1 protein-coding gene is annotated in these 460 nt (G+C 60.0%); it reads right to left on the reverse strand.

Translation table 11 applies throughout. The features are described from left to right. Positions 1 to 52: 52 nt before the first annotated feature. On the reverse strand, positions 53 to 379 hold the full coding sequence (locus tag OC610_RS28835; RefSeq protein WP_198798276.1) for a DUF6124 family protein: 327 nt from the start codon (positions 377 to 379) through the stop codon (positions 53 to 55). Positions 380 to 460 lie beyond the last annotated feature (81 nt).

The following is a 460-nucleotide window of genomic DNA, read 5'->3' on the forward strand; positions in this document are numbered from 1 at the left end:
GTTGCACTCGTCAGCTCCTACGGGGCGTAGGCCAGCGCAGCGTCACGGGCGCTTAGCGCGGTGCGGCGATGTCCAGGGCGCGGTTTGCCAGTAGTTCACTCAGCTCGATCATCTGCTGGATCCCCAGTGCAAAACTCCGTGGCGCCCCCTCCAGATCAAAGGCCAGTTCGTTGGCCATGACATTCACCGAAGCGAGGGTTTCGCTGAGGTTGGCCAACAGGCACTCCATGTCCGCGCCTTGGGCCACGGTGAACAACTGGCCCGGCGGTAGCTTTGGTTTTTCAGGTTTCGGATCGAGGTAAAAGGCGAGGGCGCGGTCGGCGGCTTCGTTGAGTTTCTTGGCGTCGTCGTCGGGGGGATTCGGGGTGATTTTGAACATTATGCAGCTCCTGGTTATTTACAAGGCGCTGCCAGACATCACTTGCAGATGATGGGTGGCAGCTATGCGCGGGTCTGCAAG

It is taken from the genome of Pseudomonas agronomica (assembly GCF_025917275.1).
In the GTDB taxonomy this organism is placed as follows: Bacteria; Pseudomonadota; Gammaproteobacteria; order Pseudomonadales; family Pseudomonadaceae; genus Aquipseudomonas; species Aquipseudomonas agronomica.

Excerpts from the sequence above, each read along its gene's own strand:
- OC610_RS28835 (WP_198798276.1), bottom strand. The coding sequence starts at position 379 with ATGTTCAAAATCACCCCGAATCCCCCCGACGACGACGCCAAGAAACTC.